The sequence below is a fragment of the Chryseobacterium joostei genome, assembly GCF_003815775.1.
Lineage (GTDB): Bacteria > Bacteroidota > Bacteroidia > Flavobacteriales > Weeksellaceae > Chryseobacterium > Chryseobacterium joostei.
The window spans coordinates 79338-99231 of the sequence record NZ_CP033926.1 but is presented as its reverse complement, the minus strand read 5'-3'; the positions used below and the strand labels follow the sequence as shown (position 1 = coordinate 99231).

General features: G+C 36.5%; 18 protein-coding genes. 13 read left to right on the top strand and 5 right to left on the bottom strand.

All coding sequences use genetic code 11. The features are described from left to right. The first annotated feature begins 31 nt into the window (after window positions 1–31). The 12 genes from EG359_RS00405 to nhaA all read left to right on the top strand — a co-directional run bounded on the left by EG359_RS00405 (window position 32) and on the right by nhaA (window position 15485). Window positions 32–448: an IS1/IS1595 family N-terminal zinc-binding domain-containing protein gene (locus EG359_RS00405; RefSeq protein WP_076354259.1), complete on the top strand. Its 417-nt coding sequence runs from the start codon at window positions 32–34 to the stop codon at window positions 446–448. Between the two features lie 215 nt (window positions 449–663). Continuing rightward, window positions 664–2043, top strand: coding sequence for a porin (locus tag EG359_RS00400; RefSeq protein ID WP_076354258.1), 1380 nt, complete (start codon window positions 664–666; stop codon window positions 2041–2043). 52 nt (window positions 2044–2095) lie between these two features. Beyond that, on the top strand, window positions 2096–3676 hold the full coding sequence (locus tag EG359_RS00395) for an MFS transporter (protein ID WP_076354257.1): 1581 nt from the start codon (window positions 2096–2098) through the stop codon (window positions 3674–3676). A gap of 43 nt (window positions 3677–3719) precedes the next feature. Further along, entirely contained in the window at window positions 3720–3947 is a 228-nt protein-coding gene (locus EG359_RS00390; protein ID WP_076354256.1) for a DUF6814 family protein, read from the top strand. A 75-nt stretch (window positions 3948–4022) separates the two neighbouring features. Continuing rightward, window positions 4023–4217 (top strand): hypothetical protein, encoded by a 195-nt coding sequence (locus tag EG359_RS00385; protein ID WP_076354255.1) that lies wholly within the window; start codon window positions 4023–4025, stop codon window positions 4215–4217. Beyond that, window positions 4210–6912: an ATP-binding protein gene (locus EG359_RS00380; RefSeq protein WP_076354254.1), complete on the top strand. Its 2703-nt coding sequence runs from the start codon at window positions 4210–4212 to the stop codon at window positions 6910–6912. The genes EG359_RS00385 and EG359_RS00380 overlap by 8 nt, the downstream gene beginning before the upstream one ends. Window positions 6913–6921: 9 nt before the next feature. Beyond that, window positions 6922–7287: a response regulator transcription factor gene (locus EG359_RS00375; protein WP_076354253.1), complete on the top strand. Its 366-nt coding sequence runs from the start codon at window positions 6922–6924 to the stop codon at window positions 7285–7287. A 22-nt stretch (window positions 7288–7309) separates the two neighbouring features. Next, entirely contained in the window at window positions 7310–9196 is a 1887-nt protein-coding gene (locus EG359_RS00370) for an AMP-binding protein (protein ID WP_076354252.1), read from the top strand. Between the two features lie 186 nt (window positions 9197–9382). Continuing rightward, the gene (gene acs, locus EG359_RS00365) at window positions 9383–11290 is read left to right on the top strand and encodes an acetate--CoA ligase (protein ID WP_076354251.1); all 1908 of its coding nucleotides are present in this window, start codon (window positions 9383–9385) and stop codon (window positions 11288–11290) included. A gap of 329 nt (window positions 11291–11619) precedes the next feature. Continuing rightward, a complete protein-coding gene (locus EG359_RS00360) occupies window positions 11620–11985 on the top strand; it encodes a hypothetical protein (RefSeq protein WP_076354250.1) in 366 nt (121 codons plus the stop codon). Between the two features lie 108 nt (window positions 11986–12093). Beyond that, a complete protein-coding gene (locus EG359_RS00355; protein ID WP_076354249.1) occupies window positions 12094–14304 on the top strand; it encodes a RelA/SpoT family protein in 2211 nt (736 codons plus the stop codon). Window positions 14305–14306: 2 nt separating this feature from the next. Next, the gene (nhaA, locus tag EG359_RS00350; protein ID WP_076354248.1) at window positions 14307–15485 is read left to right on the top strand and encodes a Na+/H+ antiporter NhaA; all 1179 of its coding nucleotides are present in this window, start codon (window positions 14307–14309) and stop codon (window positions 15483–15485) included. Here nhaA and EG359_RS00345 read toward each other — a convergent pair. Beyond that, window positions 15482–16495 carry a YihY/virulence factor BrkB family protein gene (locus EG359_RS00345; protein ID WP_076354247.1) on the bottom strand — a complete coding sequence of 338 codons (1014 nt, stop codon included), beginning with the start codon at window positions 16493–16495 and terminating at the stop codon, window positions 15482–15484. The two genes, nhaA and EG359_RS00345, sit on opposite strands and share 4 nt — an antisense overlap. Before the next feature lie 364 nt (window positions 16496–16859). Between EG359_RS00345 and EG359_RS00340 the strand changes: the two genes are divergently transcribed. After that, window positions 16860–17333 carry a 23S rRNA (pseudouridine(1915)-N(3))-methyltransferase RlmH gene (locus tag EG359_RS00340; RefSeq protein WP_076354385.1) on the top strand — a complete coding sequence of 158 codons (474 nt, stop codon included), beginning with the start codon at window positions 16860–16862 and terminating at the stop codon, window positions 17331–17333. Between the two features lie 54 nt (window positions 17334–17387). On the opposite strand, the gene EG359_RS00335 is transcribed toward EG359_RS00340, so the two are convergent. The 4 genes from EG359_RS00335 to EG359_RS00320 form a co-directional block, all read right to left on the bottom strand. After that, complete coding sequence (locus EG359_RS00335) at window positions 17388–17843, bottom strand: tRNA (cytidine(34)-2'-O)-methyltransferase (protein ID WP_076354246.1); 456 nt, start codon at window positions 17841–17843, stop codon at window positions 17388–17390. Window positions 17844–17997: 154 nt separating this feature from the next. Further along, a complete protein-coding gene (locus EG359_RS00330; RefSeq protein ID WP_076354245.1) occupies window positions 17998–18813 on the bottom strand; it encodes a tetratricopeptide repeat protein in 816 nt (271 codons plus the stop codon). Further along, window positions 18810–19376, bottom strand: a complete 567-nt coding sequence (locus tag EG359_RS00325; protein WP_076354244.1) for a phosphatase PAP2 family protein — start codon at window positions 19374–19376, stop codon at window positions 18810–18812. Before EG359_RS00325 ends, EG359_RS00330 begins: the two co-directional genes overlap by 4 nt. A 3-nt stretch (window positions 19377–19379) precedes the next feature. Next, on the bottom strand, window positions 19380–19718 hold the full coding sequence (locus EG359_RS00320) for a Sec-independent protein translocase subunit TatA/TatB (RefSeq protein ID WP_076354243.1): 339 nt from the start codon (window positions 19716–19718) through the stop codon (window positions 19380–19382). Window positions 19719–19894: the final 176 nt, after the last annotated feature.

Below are 19894 nucleotides of genomic sequence, written 5' to 3'. Positions count from 1 at the left end.
TTTATAATATATTTGCTAAAATAATATAGTTATGGAAAATACATGTCCTAAATGCCAGAGCGACAAAGTAGTTAAAAGTGGCATTATCAATGAAAAGCAACGCTTCCACTGCAAGAACTGCAACTATTATTTTACCGTTAAAAAACTCGGGAAACAAATTGATGATTATTATGTAACCAAGGCTCTTCAACTCTATCTTGAAGGTCTAAGTTATCGTGAAATTGAGAGAATTATTGGCGTTTCACATGTTACTATAAGTTCATGGATCAAAAAATACAACATTACAAGACCCCCTCATTCCGAGTTTCATCCTGTATATAAAATATTAAAACAAAATGAACTAATTGAATATATAGCTCAGGAAGAGAACATTAAAAATTCCGGGATTATTATTACCCAATTCGCTGATAAATACATGCTGATTAAATGGGAAAGGTTTAAGAAATAGATAATGAAACTTAGATTTAAGAATCAAGACTTCAGACATCAGACTTCAAAAAAATAGACATAAAATAAATCTCAAATAACTCAATAACTAACTGATAATCAACAATAATATTAATGTAACTATACTATTAGCAATAATATATATTAAATTTTCATAAATAAATTATTAATTACAATTTGGCTTTCACAAAAAACAACGCCAAAAATTGATAATTTATGAAGAAATTACTTACATTTATTGGATTAGCCTTAATCAGCGGATCAATGTATTCGCAGGGTTCTCCTGATTATGGCAGCGGACTGAAAGTAAACCTCAATCCTGAGGGAGACAAATTCATCAGATTTATTTTATGGGACCAGCTTTGGCTAAGAAACACCTCCATGAATCCCGGAAGTATGGTTGGAGGTGAGCCTACGGATAACTCCTGGAGCATAGGAAATAGAAGGTTACGAGCTTTAACATATGCACAGATCTCTAAAAGATACATGATCCTCCTCCATTTTGGAATCAACAATCAGACTTTCATCAATGGTGGTGCTACGGGAACTTCAGGAACGGGAGGCTATGGAAACGGAAAGAAAACCCAACTGTTTTTTCATGATGCCTGGAATGAGTACGCAGTTATTTTACCTGGAGAAGCGGGAAAATTCAGTTTATCTTTAGGAGCGGGGCTTCATTACTACATGGGACTTTCCCGTATGACCATGGCTTCCACACTTAATTTCCTTACGGTTGATTCTCCTGTTTTCTCATGGCCTTTAATTGATAATTCTGATCAGTTTGCAAGGCAGCTCGGAATGTTTGCAAAGGGTAAATACGGAAAGCTTGAATATCGTTTCAGCTTAAACAAACCATTTGCAACAGACCTTACACCAGTAAATGTAACTGACCCTTCAAGAGCTGTAGCCGTAGACAATAACGGAAATCCCAGTTTTTCAAAGGCTGGATATGTAGAGTATCAATTCCTTGATGAAGAATCTAATACACTCCCATTCAAAGTAGGATCTTATCTGGGAACTAAAAAAGTATTCAATGTTGGTGCAGGGTTTTATCATCAAGCCGATGGAACAAGAACCTCTGTTAATTCCAATATTGAAAAGCATGATATTACTCTTTTTGCTGTAGATGCTTTTGCAGATATACCATTGGGAGAAGCAAAAAACAAAATGGCAGTTTCTGCCTACGCCGGATATTACAACTATAATTTTGGACCTAATTATGTAAGAAATCTGGGAACCATGAACATTGCAGCTTCTGATCCTAATTTCATCGGAAACAAAGCCATAGCAGGTCCGGGAAATCTACAGCCAACCATCGGAACAGGTAATATTATCTACGCACAGGCCGGTTTACTATTACCAAGTCAGGCAGAAAAGCCAAAAATCAGGATACAGCCATTTGCTGCGTACACTCATAAAAGCTTTGAAGCATTCGACAAATCTTCTTCACAGTTTGACATAGGAGCCAACTGGTTTATAGACGGACATCACGCAAAAATCACTACACAATATTCCACAAGGCCGGTTTACACTAGCCCTACAGAAAGTCCATCCTCAAAAGGAGAATTCATTCTACAGTTTCAGATTTACCTATAATCCGGAAATGGATTCAATTATCATTTTCTACTAACATCAAAAACTAATCAATATGAGCGAAAATCATCACGAAAGCTACGAGAATATGACCGATAAGCAGAAAAACCGCACCATTTGGAGCGTGATCACTGCTTCATCTCTCGGAACATTGATAGAATGGTATGACTTCTATATTTTTGGGAGTTTGGCCATTGTTTTAGCCACAAAGTTTTTCCCTGCAGATAATCCTACAGCAGCATTTTTATCTACACTAGCCACCTTTGCAGCAGGATTTGTTGTAAGGCCTTTTGGCGCCTTGTTCTTTGGACGGCTGGGAGACATTATCGGAAGAAAATATACATTTCTTGTTACGTTACTCATCATGGGATTCTCTACATTCCTTATCGGATGTATCCCAAGTTATAAAACCATTGGGTTTATGGCTCCTGTTTTGGTTTTAATCCTAAGATTGTTACAAGGATTAGCTCTTGGAGGTGAATACGGAGGTGCCGCAACCTATGTTGCAGAATATGCACAACCTCATCGAAGAGGCTACTGGACTTCATGGATCCAAACCACCGCTACGGCAGGACTTTTCATTTCACTGATTGTTATTTTAATTACAAAAACCTCACTTTCTCCGGAAGAATTTGACAACTGGGGCTGGAGGGTTCCTTTCTGGATCTCTATTTTGATGGTAGGTGTTTCTTATATCATCAGAAAAAACATGAAAGAATCTCCACTTTTTGCAAAGGCTAAAAGTGAAGGGAAAACTTCTAAAAACCCTTTAAAGGAAAGCTTCGGTAATAAATATAACTTTAAATTTGTTCTTCTGGCCTTGTTTGGAGCCGCAATGGGACAAGGGGTAATCTGGTATACAGGACAATTCTACGCCATGAGCTTCCTGCAAAAGGTAATGAATGTAGATTCTATGCAGGTAGATTATTTAATGGCCACTGCCTTATTTTTAGGGACGCCATTCTTTGTATTTTTCGGTTGGCTATCTGATAAGATCGGAAGAAAAGCCGTTATGATGACGGGAATGCTGATTGCTATCTTGGCTTACAGGCCTATTTATGACAGCATGTTTAAAAGTGTTAATCTTGAGAATAAAACGATTGCTTCCAACGGAATTACCGAAAAAAGAATAGCAAAAATCCATAACGACATCGCAACAGACAGTTTGGTTACTTTCCACAAGGAAACTCTTTATACTGATGGAACTTTAATCAAAAAAGACAGTATTATCCACTGGTCTCCGAGCGGACCTGTAATGAAAGATGGAAAAGCTGAAGAACCGAAAGTATCCCAAACTTTAAAACTAAGTGATGATACAAAATGGTATTTGGTGTTCCTTGTATTTATTCAGGTCATTTTTGTAACCATGGTTTACGGACCTATCGCAGCATTCCTTGTTGAAATGTTCCCTGTGAGAATCCGATACACCTCAATGTCTTTACCTTATCACATTGGAAACGGGGTGTTTGGAGGACTTCTTCCGGCAGTAGCCACCTATCTTGTAACCACGGGCAAGGAAGCAGGACATGCAACGTGGTACCTTGAGGGACTTTGGTATCCGATTGGAGTTGCAGCAGTATGTTTGATCATCGGGTTATTTTATCTTAAAAATAAGAACAATAATCTTCATGATTAATCATTAAATCACTCAAATTTTTATTAATTTTAAAACTACTAAAATGAACAGACTAAAAAAAATATTAGGCATTCTCTGGATCGTAATAGCGGCGGTTGTAGGATATTTCGGAATTACAGTACTGGGAATTCCAAAGATCACCTCAGGAAAGCAGGAAGATTTGGTTTTCGGGATCATTATCTTATTTGTACTAATGCCTATTATCTCAGGCGGAATGGCCATCTTCGGATATTATGCTTTAACAGGAGAATATTCTGACGACAAAATATAGTTATAAAAATAAGTGATAATTGATGAATGATACACCAATATCCATTCATCAATTATCTTTTACAAACCATCATCTATGAAAAAAAGACACGAACAAAAACTGGTTATCCTGAGCATCGGACTGATGATTGCTTTCAGTATTCCCATATCATTGCTTTTCAACAGTGACCGGGAAGTTTTAGGGTATCCAATGATCTTGATCTACCTGTTCGCTGTCTGGATGACCTCCATCATCATTTCTTTTGTAATCGTAAAAAAATATGATGAGTAGTTTTGCATTATTTTTCGTAGTTCTGTTTTACCTGGCTCTTTTATTCTTAGTTGCTCATCTGGCAGAGAAGAAAAGAAGTAAGCTCTGGATCAACAATCCTTACATTTATGCACTGTCTTTGGCTGTGTATTGTACGGCATGGACTTATTACGGAAGTATTGGTGTGGCTGCTACAAGCGGATTAAACTATCTACCCATCTACATTGGTCCCATTATGATTATCCCAGCCTGGATCTACATTAACACAAGAATTGTAAGAATTTCCAGGGTTAATAAAATCAGTAGTCTTGCAGATTTTATTTCTCTTCGATACGGAAACAGCAGAAGCCTTAGTGCCATCATCACGATAGTCTGTCTTCTGGCCATTGTTCCTTACATCGGGCTACAGATTAAGGCGATTTCTGAAACTTTTCATTTGGTGACAGAAACTCCACTGTCTAAGGATATTTTAACGGATAATGCTACTTTTGTTGTAGTTCTCATTGCATTATTTTCGTCTTACTATGGAACCCGTTATGTAGATGCTTCGGAAAAGCGTTTAGGCATTATTTCAGCTATTGCCCTTGAAAGTTTTTTAAAGCTGTTTTTCATCATCATTCTTGGGCTGTTTGTAATCTATTATGTATTTGATGGTTTCTCAGACATTTATCAGAAAGCGAGTCAGTTTGAAGATTTTAAAGAAAAAAATACATTTAACGGAGTTGAGGGCGCCATGAACTGGATGGTTTTATGCATGATTTCCGCTACAGCCATTTGTATTTTGCCAAGACAGTTCCATACAGCCATTGTTGAAAACAGACAGGAAAAGCATATCAGAACCGCAATCTGGTTTTTCCCACTTTATCTTTTGATATTTACAGTCTTTATCTTTCCCATAGCATGGGGAGGAAGATTAATTTTTGATGGTCAAAAAGTAAACCCGGAGTTCTACTCTATCCTGATTCCACAACATTTTGACAATACACTGATTACTGTTTTGGTTTTTCTTGGAGGACTAAGCTCATGCATTTCCATGATCATTATTTCTGCCATTACATTGTCTATCATGCTTTCCAACAACCTTATTATTCCATATGGATTGCTTGGAAAATTTAAGTCTGAAAATGAAGAGCAAAATACAAGAAACATTACCAATATCAGAAAATTCAGCATTTTCGCTTTGATTATCATGGCATTTGTTTTCTACAAATACTTTATTTTGAAAACTTCACTGGATTCTGTAGGACTGATTTCCTTTGTAGTGATTGCCCAGTTGGCACCCGCATTTTTCGGAGCTATATTCTGGAGAAGAGGGAGCTACAAAGGTGCCGTTGTTGGGCTTGCGGCTGGATTGGCAATCTGCTATTTCGGATTGATTATTCCACAGTATTACTTCTCGTATAATCAGGAATTCAAAGGAGTTTTAAGAGATATGTACAATTCCTTTGACTTCTTCACCATTCCTTATCTGGCAAAAATTCCACAGATTTTCTTTTGGTCACTGTTGGTAAATACGGGTTTATTCACTGTTATTTCAGTCAGTACAAAAGGGAATTATCGTGAAAGAAACTTTGCAGAACTGTATGTAGATATTGACAAATACATTCAGAACCACGAGAATGCGTTCATCTGGCGAGGAACAGCTTATATTTCTGATATTCAAAATATTTTGGAAAGATTTTTAGGCAAAAACAAAACTGAGCAGGCTTTAAGAATCTTTAATTTAAAATATAATATCGATTCCAAAACCGAAACAGCCGATTCAAGATTCATAAAGTTTTCAGAGAACCTTTTGGCAGGAAGAATTGGTACAGCATCAGCCAAGATTTTAATTGAGGGGGTAACCAAAGAAGATAAAATATCCTTAAAAGAAGTATTAAATATCCTTGAAGAATCCAAGGAAAATATCAGCATCAATAAAAAACTTACGGAACAGTCTGAAGAATTACAAAAGCTTTCGGATGACCTAAGAACAGCCAACGAAAACCTTATTGTTAAAGATCGTCAGAAAGACGACTTTCTGGATTCCGTTGCCCATGAATTGAGGACCCCGATCACTGCAATCCGGTCAGCAGGAGAAATCTTGGCAGACGATGATGATATTCCTTTTGACATTAAGCAGGAATTTTTGAATAACATCATCACAGAATCAGACAGATTAAGCGAAATCATCAATGATATTCTTTATCTTGACAAGTTACAGCATGGCGAAATCTCGTTAAATATTCAACAAAATAATATTCTTGAAACCTATAAAAAGGCCCTTAGCCCACTTCTCCACCTGATCCAGCAGAAAAATATTCATTTAAGCGAGGTCAATCTTTTGAATCAGTTTATATTTGAGTATGATGAAGCAAGAATGATTCAGCTGTTTCAGAATATTTGGGGAAATGCCTTAAAATTTACAGATGAACAGGGAACGATACAAACTAAATTATTTGAAAAGGATGACCAATTGATTATTACCATTTTCAATACAGGAAAGCATATTCCTGAGGAGGATCTGGAAATGATCTTCGACAAGTTTTATCAATCCAAAAATCAGAATATTTTAAAACCGACAGGAAGCGGACTTGGGCTGGCTATTTCAAAAAAGATAATACAGGCTCACAATGGAAGCATAAAAGCTGAAAATAGTGGTCTTGGTGTAACTTTCACCATCAGCTTTCCTGGAAAAACAATTAACGAGATTAAAAATGAAGTTGAACAACTTTAAAAAGCATTTATGAGAAAGATAATCATTGCAGATGACGAACACAAAATACTAATGTCACTGGAATACAGCTTTAAAAAGAACGGCTATGATGTGTATATTGCCCGGGACGGAACGGAGGTACTCGATTTTTTAAAAACAATGGTTCCTGATGTCATTCTTCTCGACATTATGATGCCTAACCTTGATGGCTACAGTACATTAGACATCATCAGACAGGATGAAAAACTAAAAGATGTAAAAGTTATTTTCCTGAGTGCAAAAAACAACCCAAGAGACATTGAAAAAGGATTGGAAATGGGCGCTGATGCCTATGTAACAAAACCTTATTCGATAAAAAAACTGATACAGCAGATTGAGGAAATTTTTGGAGAATAAAAAACACTAATACGATATTAACATGAATGCAGATATTCAATTTAAACATAGCATAGAAAACAAGGAGGATTTCTGGAAAGAACAGGCTGCAGAAATACAGTGGTTTGAATTTCCACAGCAGATTCTCTCTAAAGACATCAAAGATTACCCACAATGGTTTTCGGATGGCAAGCTTAACATGTGTTATTTATGCATTGATAAACATATTGAAGATGGCTTTGGAGAGCAGAATGCGATTGTGTATGATTCTCCTGTAACGGGTCAGAAGAAAACCTACACTTTCAATCAGGCAAAGGAAGAAATTTCAAAACTTGCAGGCGGGCTTGCTTCTTTGGGACTGAAAAAGGGAGACACAGCAGTTATTTATATGCCCATGATTCCGCAGACTCTTTTTGCCATGTTAGCTTGTGCAAGAATTGGTGTGATTCATAATGTCGTTTTTGGAGGATTTGCCCCTCATGAACTGGTGGTAAGAATTGATGACTGTAAACCTAAAGTCTTAATCACGGCAACCGCAGGAATAGAAATCGCAAAAAGAATCCCCTATCTTCCTTTGGTAGAAAAAGCAATTGAACTCGCACAGGACAAAGTGGCCAACATCATTGTTTACAATAGAAAATTAGTAGATAACCAACATGAAATGTTTGATGGATTAATTGACTATGAAGAGCTGGTTCAAAAGTCAGAACCCGCAGACTGTATTTCCGTTGAGTCTACTCACCCACTTTATCTTCTTTATACCTCGGGAACTACAGGTAAGCCTAAAGGAATTGTTCGTGATACCGGAGGATACGCCACGGCATTAAAGTATTCCATGAAATATATCTATGGCGTGGATCCCGGAGAAACCTATTGGGCAGCATCAGATTTTGGATGGGCCGTTGGACATAGTTTTTCAGTGTACGGGCCACTAATCAACAGAAATACCACGATTATTTTTGAAGGAAAACCAATCATGACTCCTGACGCAGGAACTTTCTGGAGAATTATTTCGGAATACAAGGTTTCTGTAATGTTCACTGCTCCGACAGCGATCAGGGCCATCAAAAAAGAAGATCCCAATGGAGAATTGGTTAAAAAATATGACCTGTCACATTTTAAAAAGCAATTTTTAGCAGGCGAAAGGTGCGATGTTGCCACATTGGATTGGTTTGAAGAACACATAGGGGTTCCCGCGATTGACCATTGGTGGCAAACCGAATCAGGATGGCCGATGCTGGGATTAATGACTTTTGATGATCAGTACAAAATAAAAAGAGCTTCCGCAGGAAAACCAATTCCAGGATATGATATTAAAATTTTTGATGAAAACGGACTGGAACTCAACCCACATCATGAAGGCTATCTGGTAATCAAACTTCCTCTCCCTCCAGGGGCACTTCTTGGAATCTGGAAAGACCATGACCGTTTTGAAAACAGTTACTTATCACAATATAAAGGCTACTATTTTTCAGGAGATGGCGCCATACAGGATGAAGACGGCTATATTTTCATTACAGGAAGAGTGGATGACGTGATTAACGTTGCCGGACACAGGCTTTCTACTTCTGAAATGGAAGAAATTGTTTCCTCACACCCTGATGTTGCCGAATGTGCGGTAGTAGGCATTGATGACGATTTACGGGGACAAGTTCCTTTTGCCACCGTCGTTTTGAAAAATGGGTCCGAAATTTCAGAAGAAAATGTAGAAAAAGAAATCATTCTGAAAGTCAGAGAAAAAATAGGAGCTGTTGCTTTTTTGAAAAGCGTAATGGTGGTAAAAAGGCTTCCAAAAACACGCTCCGGAAAGATTCTAAGAAAATTAATCCGAACATTATTAGACGGAAAGGATTTTCAGATTCCATCCACCATTGATGATGAGAAAATCATTGAAGAAATTCAGGAAAAAATCAATGAATATAGGGCCTAGACGAAAAATTAAACATATATTTAAATATCATTTTTAATCGTTTTAAACGACAAAAGAAAGGAAAGTTCTAAGCACTTTCTATTACTTAATTTTTAAAACTTAAACAGTTTAAACTTTAAGACCACATAAGCAAAAGACAATCAACAAATTATCAATACAATTCAAATTTCAAAAAACGAAAGGGATATGAGAAATTACTTAATAGAAGATTTACCACAATACTTTGAAGATTATAAAAAGTCTATCAAAAACCCAAAGAAATTCTGGGATAAGGTAGCCGATCAAAACTTTGTGTGGTACCAAAGATGGAGCAAGGTTGTTAAGTATGATATGAATGAAGCGAAGATTACATGGTTCAAAAATGCCAAGCTCAATATCACAAAAAACTGTATCGACAGGCATCTTGCCATAAGAGGAGATAAAACAGCCATTATTTGGGAACCTAACGACCCCAAAGAAGAAGCTCAGCATATTTCTTACAACGAATTATACACCCGTGTCAACAAAACAGCAAACGTTCTGCGCGATATGGGAATTGAAAAAGGAGACAGAGTATGTATCTATCTTCCCATGATCCCTGAACTGGCTGTTACCATGCTGGCTTGTGCTAAATTGGGAGCCGTTCACTCCGTTATATTTGCCGGATTCTCTGCCTCTGCTGTTTCTTCAAGAGTGAATGACTGTGAGGCTAAAATGGTGATTACATCTGATGGAAGCTATAGAGGAAGCAAGGTTTTGGACCTGAAAAGCATCGTAGATGAAGCGCTGGAAAAAACGCCAACTGTTGAAAAAGTCTTGGTGGTAAAGAGAACCCACAACGAAATCAAGATGAAGGAAGGAAGAGATTACTGGCTGGCTGATCTTTACGAAAAAGCTTCTCCGGATTTCGTTACAGTCATCATGGATTCTGAAGACCCGCTGTTCATTCTGTACACATCCGGTTCTACAGGAAAACCAAAGGGGATGCTTCATACCTGTGCCGGTTATATGGTGTATACTGCCTACACTTTTAAAAATGTTTTCAACTATAAGGAAAATGATATCTATTGGTGCACCGCTGATATAGGATGGATCACAGGACACTCTTATATTCTTTACGGACCATTATTGAACGGAGCTACAACTGTAATTTTTGAGGGAGTTCCTACCTATCCTGAACCGGATCGTTTCTGGGAAGTAATTGAAAAACATAAAATTACTCAGTTTTACACCGCTCCTACTGCCATCCGCTCGCTAGCCAAGGAAAGTACAGAATGGGTAGACAAACATGACCTGAGTTCTTTAAAAGTAATTGGTTCTGTAGGAGAACCTATCAATGACGAAGCATGGCATTGGTTCAACGATCACGTTGGAAAGAAAAAATGTCCTATTGTAGACACATGGTGGCAAACTGAAACAGGAGGAATTATGATTTCGCCTCTTCCTTTTGTTACGCCTACAAAACCGACCTATGCTACCCTGCCTTTACCTGGCATACAGCCAGTATTGATGGACGACAAGCGTAATGAAATCACAGGAAATCAGGTTACAGGAAACCTTTGTATCCGTTTTCCGTGGCCGGGAATTGCAAGAACAATCTGGAGAGATCACCAAAGATACAAGGAGACTTATTTTACAGCTTTCCCCGGAAAATATTTTACCGGTGATGGCGCCTTAAGGGACGAAGTAGGTTATTACAGAATTACAGGGCGTGTGGATGATGTCATTATTGTTTCAGGACACAATTTAGGAACAGCTCCTATTGAAGACAGTATTAATCAGCATCCTGCCGTAGCAGAATCTGCAATTGTAGGCTATCCGCATGATATTAAAGGAAATGCTTTATATGGCTATGTAACACTTAAGGAAACCGGAGAAAGCCGTGATAAAGATAATCTGAAAAAAGAAATAAATCAGTTGATTGCAGATCAAATAGGACCTATTGCCAAACTGGATAAAATACAATTCGTTTCAGGTCTTCCGAAAACACGTTCAGGTAAAATCATGCGTAGAATATTAAGAAAAATTGCTGAGGGAGACTTTAGTAACTTTGGAGACATCAGCACATTATTGAATCCGGAAATTGTAGAAGAAATTAAAAACGAAAGAATCTAATTACGTTTTAAAATAACAAGAAAGAGCCTTAGAAGTAATTATTTCTAAGGCTTTTATTTTTTATTCGAGTCAGAAATATCAAAGAAAAAGTTAGAGTTAAAATAGTGCCACTTCTCTCAATATCTTTATATTAAAGAAACAGATTAAATGAATAGAATTATAAGTCCATTTATTTAATTCAAAAAATCAATCATATGTTTGATAGATATACTCAAGTATTTTAACATTATTATATAGATAAAATATTAATAGGTTAATTTTATTAAATTTATAATAAAAAATAAGTTTTTTTTTACTAACTTTAATCACAACTTTAAAACCCATTAATTATGTCAAATATATTAGCTGGGCTATTTGAGCACCATAGCAATTACAAAAAGCTTGAAAGTGATCTGGAGGATTCCGGATTCCAAAATTCAGATTACATCATATACCTTAATAATGAAACGGACAATACACAATACCTGGCCAGTGTTGCGGTAAAAGATATGGAGCAGCTGGATACTGCCCGGAGTATTTTCACACAAAATACAGTTATAAAAACCTATTTGTTCGAAAACATGAGCATTGATCAAGCCAATTATGAAACGATTAAAAAGTATATTGATGCAAGAAATAGGGCTGAAATTCACAATAGCCCCGACATTAAAATCAAAACGTCAAGTGACGGGATGAATTCAGAAGTAAAATTCTAATCAATATAAAATCTAGTAACCGAGAATCCGTAGTACAAACTACGGATTTTTATGTTTGAAAAAACTAAAAATTTTCGTATTTTCGTCTAAATATAGGCATCTACACAAATGAGTTACGATCTAGAACAAGAGAATAAAGAGATCCTTGCCAGATATAAGGACCTGATTTCTAACACATACAGAACATTGGATGAGGAAAATAACAAACTCATCCGAAAGGCATTCGACATTGCATTGGATGCCCACAAAGATCAAAGGAGAAAATCTGGTGAACCCTACATCTACCACCCTATCGCTGTAGCCAAAATTGTAGCAACAGAGATTGGTTTGGGAGCTACTTCCATTGCCTGTGCGCTTTTGCATGATGTAATTGAAGATTCCGACTACACTTATGAAGATCTTAAAAAGATCTTTGGAGAAAAGATTGCCAATATTGTGAATGGATTGACTAAGATCTCCATCATGAATCATCAGAATATCTCTGTACAATCAGAAAATTACAGAAAATTACTGTTGACACTGTCTGAGGATTTCAGGGTAATTCTTATCAAAATTGCAGACCGTCTTCACAATATGAGGACGTTGGAAAGCATGGCTCCGGATAAGCAGAAGAAAATTGCTTCGGAAACCGTTTACATCTACGCCCCAATGGCACACCGTCTTGGGCTATATAACATCAAATCCGAATTAGAAGATCTTTCCTTAAAGTACAACAGCCCTGAAGTCTATAATGAGATTACAGAGAAATTGGAACTCGCTAAGGAAAGCCGTGAAAGGTATATTGAGGAATTCAAAAAAGAAGCATCGGAAAGACTTCGTGAAGAAGGATTAAACTTTAAAATCAAGGGCCGCGCAAAGGCAATTTCTTCCATTTACAGAAAAATGCTGAAGCAGGGAGTTTCCTTTGAGGAAGTTTTTGATAACTATGCCATCAGAATTATCTATAAATCTGACGCCAAGAATGAAAAGTTTCTTGCATGGAAAATCTACTCCATTGTTACAGATGTTTACCACAGTAACCCATCAAGGATGCGTGACTGGATCACCCAGCCTCGTTCTACAGGATATGAAAGTTTACACTTAACAGTTTTAGGCCCTGATAGAAAGTGGATTGAAGTACAGATTCGTTCAGAGCGTATGGACGAGATTGCAGAAAAAGGAGTTGCGGCCCACTACAAATACAAGGAAGGCTATAAACAAAGTTCTGATGACCGAAACTTTGAAAAATGGGTAACAGAAATTCGTGAAGTTCTTGAACAGCAACAGAACCTTTCTACCTCAGAACTTTTAGACAATATCAAACTTAATCTTTATTCAAAAGAGGTGTTTGTATTTACCCCAAAAGGGGAAATTAAAATTTTACCAACCAATGCAACGGCACTGGATTTTGCCTTTTCCGTTCACTCCGATTTGGGAATGAAGTGTTTGGGCGCTAAAATTAATGGAAAATTGGTTCCCATTTCCTATATTCTTCAAAACGGAGATCAGATAGATATTCTTTCTTCTCAGAATCAGAAGCCAAAATCTGACTGGCTGGAATTTGTAGTTACATCAAAGGCCAAATCCAAGATTAAAAGCTACCTGAATTCCCAGAAAAACCAATTGGTAGAAGAAGGCAAGGAAACTTTACAAAGAAAACTTCGTCATGCGAAAATCAATTTCAACGATGAGGAAGTTAATAAGCTTCAGAAATTCTTTAATTTAAAGTCTTCACAGGAACTGTTCCTTAAATTCCAGACCAACGAACTGGATGCAAGCAGTTTAAGAAAATATATTGAAAGTAAAAACGTATTCAACAACCTGCTTTCAAGATTTAGAAAGTCTCCTACAAAAAATCTTCGCTTCGAGGAACCTAAGGAGCAAAACCTAGACATGATTGTCTTCGGAAAGGATGAAGAAAAGCTAAACTACAGCTATGCAAAATGCTGTACAGTAATTCCTGGAGATAAAATCTTCGGATTTATCACTATTTCTGACGGAATCAAGGTCCATAGTGACAGCTGCCCAAATGCTATCAACCTTAGAGCACAGTATGACTATCGTGTCATTCCTGCCAAGTGGGTGAACGCAGAAAGCTTCAAGAACAGAGTAAAAATTGAAATTGAAGGCCTTGACAGAATGGGTATGATTAATGACATTACTACTGTCATTAGTGGAAGTATGGGAATGGATATGAAAAGTATGTCTATTGAGTCCAATAACGGAGTCTTTATGGGAAATATCAATCTCGAAGTCAAAAATAAGGGGCAATTGGAAGAAACTTTCAAAAAGCTCAAGAATATTAATGGAGTCTCGAGGGTGAGACGACTACAATCGTAAATATGAATTTATCACTTTATTTTAAAAAATTTTTCAACAACAGTCAGGCCTCAGGAATTATTCTTATTTTCTGTGTGCTTATTTCATTACTTATTGCCAACTCATCTGCTGCAGAAAGTTTTCAGCAGTTTTTAGACAAGGAAGTAGGTACTCACCTATTCCAACTGGAGTATCCTGTCAGCATCTGGATCAATGATGGTCTTATGGCGGTTTTCTTCCTCTTGGTAGGTCTTGAAATAAAAAGGGAACTGGTAGAGGGTGAGCTTTCATCTTTTAAAAATGCATCCCTGCCTATTTTTGCAGCCGTGGGCGGAATGCTTGTTCCGGCAGTTATTTACAGCATATTTAACGCAGGAACCGAGTACAGCAATGGTTGGGGAATTCCGATGGCAACGGATATTGCATTTTCTTTAGCCATTATTTCGATGTTGGGTAAGAAGATTCCCAATTCAATTAAGATATTCCTGGCGGCATTAGCAATCGTAGATGACCTTGGAGCTATCCTTGTAATTGCCATTTTTTATACTGAACAGATCCATTGGAGCTATCTTCTGCTATCTTTGGGAGTGACTGCTCTGCTGTTTATTTTAAATTTTTTAAAAGTTACCAAAACGATATTCTACATTATTCCGGGGATCTTTTTATGGTATTTCCTGCATCATTCCGGAATACATGCAACAATAGCAGGAGTTTTACTGGCCTTTTCAATTCCTACCAATGCTTCCAATGTGGAAATTTCACCACTGGAAAAACTGGAACATCAGCTTCATGTTCCCGTAAGCTTTCTAATTATGCCAATATTTGCCTTAACGAATACCAATATTACCTTTTCAAATGAAATGGTTGCAGGCGTTACAAGTACGTTAGGATTAGGGATTATCTTCGGATTAATCATTGGAAAACTGATTGGGATTAACTTATTCTCCTTAATTGCTATCAAATTAAAGCTTAGCTCTTTACCACAAAACAGTAACTGGCTTCAAATGATTGGTGTAGGCTTACTTGCCGGAATTGGTTTTACCATGTCCATTTTTATCGCTTTACTATCTTTCAAAGGGGAAATTATTATTCAGGATGAAGCTAAATTTGCCATTCTGATCGCTTCATTTGTTGCAGCTATCTTAGGCTTTACGATCTTAAGCTTAAGTTCCAGAGGAAATACAGTACCGGAAGAAGATTAATCTTTTTTCAGATTACCCAGCTTTCTTTGATGTTCTTCATCACTGTCAAAGTTGGGTTCTGTAATTTGAGAATGGTAGTGGACTGTTTCCTTTTGAATCTCGTCAGACAATAGTTTTTCTATTCTGAGCTTTCTGATAGCCATATTCAGTTCATTTCCGAATAACAGGAGATATACATTCACATTCACCCAAACCATCAGCAGAATCATACTTCCTATGGAACCGTAAAGAACGTTATATCGGGCAATATCCTTTACATAAATAGCAAAGATATACGTTGTGACCACAAACAATATAGTTGTGAGAACCGCACCCGGAATAGCCTGTCTGAATCTGGTAATTTTCACTGTTCCCAACCAGTAAAAAAGAGTCAGAAGAATAAAATAAAACAACGGAAACGAGACGAAACCAATGATACTGGAAAGGTTATCTACCAGCCATGAGACATCATACGCAGGAGTAAACAGTTTCATAACAACCTCTACATAGTACACTCCAAAAAGCGCTAAAAACACAATGGTAATAAAGCCTATTGTTATAAAAAATGAAAGAATAAACTCCTTTACATCACTCAGTTTTTCTTCTGTATTTTCATTAAACCCGTTGATAAGAGAAAAAGTACCGTTCGTGGCAAATATAAGCGCCAAGACAATCGTCAGATTACTGATTCCTTTCATATTAGGAATGATATTCGTTTCTATATAGCCTCTTACATCACCTTCCATATTGGACGGGAATACATTATGCATCAATACATCAAAAATATAAAACTGTAATTTGTCGTAATGCGGCATATAAGGCAGTACAGAAAGAAGAAACAAAATAAACGGAAATAAACTGATGGTAAAGCTCCAGGAAATAGCAGCAGCCTTTCGTCCTATCTTTCCCTTAAAAATCCCTGAGATATAGATCTGAAACATCTGCCAAAGCGATATTCCCAAAACAGGAATATGTATGTCATCAAAAAACTCCTGAATTTTCAGGATAAATTTGGGAACTGTTACACTCATCTATTGTTGTAGTTTCTTCATTAGCTACAAGATCAAATATCAGATAACTCCAATTAAAAGAGCTTTTTTTCATGATATTTTCTCTATCTCTCTTACAAATATAAACATTTTCCCTCTCCTCTTTCTCAACGAAAATTATATAGAATTGAGGTGGAGGAACAAGAATAACAAAAATTCTAATGTTTTCTCTTTTATCGGTATGATCCTATTTAAATTAATCGTAAACAATTAAAAATAATCAAAATTAAGCTTGTTTATATATATTTTGCCCGGAAACTCTTACATGACTGCCTTTGATGAGGCATCTGTGTTAATCTTAACCGTTAAAAAATTCCTATCTTTGCCGACTGAAAATTATCAAATAATGCGAATCAGTTTACTTTGTATCGGAAAAACAGACGATAAGGAAATTACTTCTTTAATCAATTACTACCTTAATCGTCTTCCTAAACACTGGAATTTTGAAATTACCGAAATTCCGGATGTTAAGAATGCAAAAAACCTGTCTGCTGATCTGCTTAAAAAAGAGGAAGCCAAACTATTCCTTAATCACATTGATAAAAACGATCTTGTTGTAATCCTCGATGAAAAAGGAAAGCAGTTTACCAGCCGCGAATTTTCCCAGAAAATAGATACATGGATGAATTCTTCTGTGAAAAAAGTTCATATACTGATTGGAGGTGCCTATGGTTTTTCTGAAGACATGTATAGCAGAGCCAATGAAAAAATGTCATTATCCAAAATGACATTTACGCATCAGATGATTCGATTGTTCATTGTAGAGCAGCTTTATCGTGCTGATCAGATCCTACAGGGGAAACCCTATCATAATGATTAAAGGGAAATTATTTTAAAATCTCAGATACCTTTAAAAAGTATTGTAAATGATGGGTTATATTTTTAACCCGATCTGCCTTTTAGCTTCTCCTACTACAAAAGCAACTGAATTGGCAATATTAAAGCTTCGGATTAATTTTGACATCGGAATGGTTAAATGATTTTCAAACTGATCCAGAACTTCCTTACTCAGCCCTACACTCTCTTTTCCAAAAACCAGCCAATCTCCATCTTGGAAATCATTTTCCAGATATGATTTTTCCGCATGTGAGCTCATTAAGAAAACCCTTGATGGGTCCGGAATACTTTTTATCCATTCTTCTACATTTGCATATTCGGAAACATCAAGATGTACCCAGTAATCTAATCCGGATCTTTTCAGATTTTTGTCATTAATTACAAATCCAAAGGGATGAACTAAGTGTAGTCTAGACTCTGTACCCACACACAGACGCCCAATATTTCCTGTATTATTAGGTATTTCAGGTTCTACAAGAACAATATTTAACATGTATATCTTTTATATGAATTAAAAAAAACAGCTAAAGTAAGGCATATGCTACATTTAACTGTTCTTTATTTATGATTAATAATAAATTTCCCCTTTAAAATAGTCCTGTTTATTGTTCAGTACTTTATCAGAAGAAAAGTTTATATCAGATCTGTTATTTCTTAGTACATTTAGCAAAGTAATCCGCTAGTATAGCCTTTTCATAGCCCAGCCCTACTGCTTTATTAAGATTATCACAAGCTTCCTTGGGTTTAGCCATTTCAAATAAAATCATTGCCTTGGTCACAAAGGATTGCGCAAATTTAGGATCAATGGAAATAGCTTTGGAAACATCTGCAAGGGCTTCCTTAGTTTTCTTCATTTTCAAGTAAACATCCGCTCTTCCGTTATATAATAATGATTCAGGTTTTTCGGCAATAAGTTTGTTGTAATCCTTTAAAGCCCCTTCAAGATCATCATTGTTTTTCTTCAAATTGGCCAATCCGGTTTTTGCAAAAATATTATCCGGTGCAAAGCTCAGAATCTGATTAAGATCTTTCATTGCCAGTTCTTTTTTACCCTGACTATCATAAATCTTAGATCGCATCAGATAGAAATCAGGATTTTCAGCATCCAGCTTAAGTCCATTTTCAATGTACTCCAATGCTTTTGTCTTGTCTCCTTTCTGGCTGTGTAATGAGGCTAAGTTTACATATACGGAAGCTGACCTAGGATCAGTCTTTAATGCCTTTTCATAAGATTTAAAAGCAAAATCCGTTTTTCCAAGTCTTCTTTGGGCTGTTCCCAGATAATTGTAATATTCTGACTTAAATTTTTGAATCTGTTCTTTTTCCGCCAATTGGGAATACTGTTCTTCAGCACATTTATAATCTGCCTTTTTAAAACATTCTTCGGCCGTTTTCTTGTCCTGACCGTAGATATTCAACGAAAAAAGACTGATGGATGCTAAGAGTAATAAAGATTTTTTCATGAAGTTATATTTTGTTTATTGATCACTTTTTTGGCGAGTGCACCAAATATCACTCCCAATAAAGATCCAACAAACGCCCCCACCAAAATATCAATTGGAAAATGCACTCCTAAATATATTCGGCTGTAGGAAACCACTATAGCCCACACAAATATAGCATATGGAAACCATTTAAGCTTATTTTTCAGTAAGATACTTAAAAAAGATGCCAAAAAGAACGTGTTAGAGGCATGAGCGGAATAAAATCCAAACTGCCCGCCACATTTTACAATTCTCATGTAATGTTCCAATGTGGGATCATGACAGGGCCTTAACCTTGCCACACCATATTTGAAAACACTTGCCAACTGATCTGAAACCGTTGCTCCAAGTGCTAAAAATATAAGAATAAAAACTAAGGATTTTAGTTTATAGTTTTTGTATAAAAAATAAAGGAATATAATATAAAGAGGTACCCAGATCCATGTACTGGATATCAACATCCAAAACTGGTCAAAGGCAGGGTCTCCTAAATTATTAAGGTATAAAAATACCTGTTTGTCTTCCTGAATAATTTCCTCCATACATTATCTGCTTACAGGCCCCTCGTAGGTTTCATCATCGGCGGGCTTTGGTTTTGGAGGTTCATTGGTAGTGGAAGCCGGATCTGTAAGAATATCTTTTTCAATATCCTTCATCGGATTGAAATCCTTTGCAGCATCTTTTACTTTCTCAATTTCACGTTTAATCTCAGAAACAGGATTATCTGTTTCTTTCATGATCTCAGTTTTGATATCTTCTACTGCTCCACGCATTTTTCTAACGCCTGCACCTAAGTCACGCGCAATCTGAGGCAATTTATCCGGACCGAATAATACAACGATTGCCACTGCAATCAATGCCATTTCTCCAATGCTTAATTCCATGGTGTAAAATTACAAAAGATTATACATTTATTTACGGTAAACTAAAAATTTAAACAAATTTTAAGATTTTATAAATAATACTCAAATGGTAAAGCTTAAAAAACAGGTTTGATCGTAAATATTCTCACAAAACAGCAAACCGTTTAATCCTCTATAGCTTAATATTTTCAATATAA

Bases quoted from the DNA above. Each gene is read 5' to 3' on its own strand.
- EG359_RS00405 (WP_076354259.1), top strand. From the start codon at position 32: ATGGAAAATACATGTCCTAAATGCCAGAGCGACAAAGTAGTTAAAAGT.
- EG359_RS00400 (WP_076354258.1), top strand. From the start codon at position 664: ATGAAGAAATTACTTACATTTATTGGATTAGCCTTAATCAGCGGATCA.
- EG359_RS00395 (WP_076354257.1), top strand. From the start codon at position 2,096: ATGAGCGAAAATCATCACGAAAGCTACGAGAATATGACCGATAAGCAG.
- EG359_RS00390 (WP_076354256.1), top strand. From the start codon at position 3,720: ATGAACAGACTAAAAAAAATATTAGGCATTCTCTGGATCGTAATAGCG.
- EG359_RS00385 (WP_076354255.1), top strand. From the start codon at position 4,023: ATGAAAAAAAGACACGAACAAAAACTGGTTATCCTGAGCATCGGACTG.
- EG359_RS00380 (WP_076354254.1), top strand. From the start codon at position 4,210: ATGAGTAGTTTTGCATTATTTTTCGTAGTTCTGTTTTACCTGGCTCTT.
- EG359_RS00375 (WP_076354253.1), top strand. From the start codon at position 6,922: ATGAGAAAGATAATCATTGCAGATGACGAACACAAAATACTAATGTCA.
- EG359_RS00370 (WP_076354252.1), top strand. From the start codon at position 7,310: ATGAATGCAGATATTCAATTTAAACATAGCATAGAAAACAAGGAGGAT.
- acs (WP_076354251.1), top strand. From the start codon at position 9,383: ATGAGAAATTACTTAATAGAAGATTTACCACAATACTTTGAAGATTAT.
- EG359_RS00360 (WP_076354250.1), top strand. From the start codon at position 11,620: ATGTCAAATATATTAGCTGGGCTATTTGAGCACCATAGCAATTACAAA.
- EG359_RS00355 (WP_076354249.1), top strand. From the start codon at position 12,094: ATGAGTTACGATCTAGAACAAGAGAATAAAGAGATCCTTGCCAGATAT.
- nhaA (WP_076354248.1), top strand. From the start codon at position 14,307: ATGAATTTATCACTTTATTTTAAAAAATTTTTCAACAACAGTCAGGCC.
- EG359_RS00345 (WP_076354247.1), bottom strand. From the start codon at position 16,495: ATGAGTGTAACAGTTCCCAAATTTATCCTGAAAATTCAGGAGTTTTTT.
- EG359_RS00340 (WP_076354385.1), top strand. From the start codon at position 16,860: ATGCGAATCAGTTTACTTTGTATCGGAAAAACAGACGATAAGGAAATT.
- EG359_RS00335 (WP_076354246.1), bottom strand. From the start codon at position 17,843: ATGTTAAATATTGTTCTTGTAGAACCTGAAATACCTAATAATACAGGA.
- EG359_RS00330 (WP_076354245.1), bottom strand. From the start codon at position 18,813: ATGAAAAAATCTTTATTACTCTTAGCATCCATCAGTCTTTTTTCGTTG.
- EG359_RS00325 (WP_076354244.1), bottom strand. From the start codon at position 19,376: ATGGAGGAAATTATTCAGGAAGACAAACAGGTATTTTTATACCTTAAT.
- EG359_RS00320 (WP_076354243.1), bottom strand. From the start codon at position 19,718: ATGGAATTAAGCATTGGAGAAATGGCATTGATTGCAGTGGCAATCGTT.